Below are 966 nucleotides of genomic sequence, written 5' to 3' on the forward strand. Positions count from 1 at the left end.
AACGGTTTTGTATATGGCTCGTAGCGCACAAAATAGCGATTACCTTTCGGTTAAGCACAAGCCGATTTTTTAATTTTATTATTATCTTTTTTCTCAATAAGCCAAATTAAAAAATTTGGCGGACTTACAAATATGCCTAGACATCGATTAAATAATTAATTAGCTATGAGCTATATACGGTGTTGCCCATAGTAATTATTCGCTGATATTTATTCTATATTGTTTATGTTCTGGGTCATTTATTGCTATCGACTTTAGCACATCATTTTCGTAATTTAATTCCATTTTGGGATTCTCCTCGTGAAACCATTGAACATAGTTTGTAGTAGTTTCCCAGATATTTGGCGTTAAATGATTTCGTGCAGTAAAGTCAAAAAGAAAATCCCAGGCATCGCCAAGTTCAGTTGGCATTCCCATTCTCAAAAAGTCGATGTAAACATTATCATTTTGATAGTAGGTGAATTCTGCGAGTTTTTCGCATTGTGTATGATAATTAACAGCAAATTTATCGTATTCAGACAGAGTTAATTTTGCCTCTTCGCTACTAAAATTCCGTTTTTTTATCAGCTTACCATTCGTGTCATAGATTACTAATTGATATGGATTCCAAACCATAATATTTGAAATTCCCACGATGTGTTTTTCGTTTTTAGAAATTTCAATTTGTGTTAGCGCTGTACTTGGTTTTTTAAAAATAGTTTTACCGGTTCTTTTATCGATGAGTTCAATGTAAGCGTAATTGTTGTTTTCGTCAAACGGATTTTGGTCTGTCGATATCATCTCGTACAATTCTTCTTCAGTATCAGAAGTCCAATTGTGATAGTGTTTTGCAATATAATTTTCAGATTCTGCAGTGATTGAAACTTTTCCGCTATATGAAGTCGGGTCAGCTTTAGCAACTAAGAAGCTTGCTAAAAACCCTATGATTAAAATGTATTGCGGAAGTTTCATATTATTATGGGCAAC

The 966-nt window shown here is 33.2% G+C and carries 1 protein-coding gene; it reads right to left on the bottom strand.

Annotated elements, in window-relative coordinates; all coding sequences use genetic code 11:
- Nucleotides 1-195: 195 nt before the first annotated feature.
- A partial coding sequence (locus G3567_RS13175) for a hypothetical protein (RefSeq protein ID WP_205521239.1) occupies nucleotides 196-966 on the bottom strand: 771 nt, incomplete at its 5' end.

The organism is Psychroflexus aurantiacus (genome assembly GCF_010820555.1).
Taxonomy (GTDB): Bacteria; Bacteroidota; Bacteroidia; order Flavobacteriales; family Flavobacteriaceae; genus Psychroflexus; species Psychroflexus aurantiacus.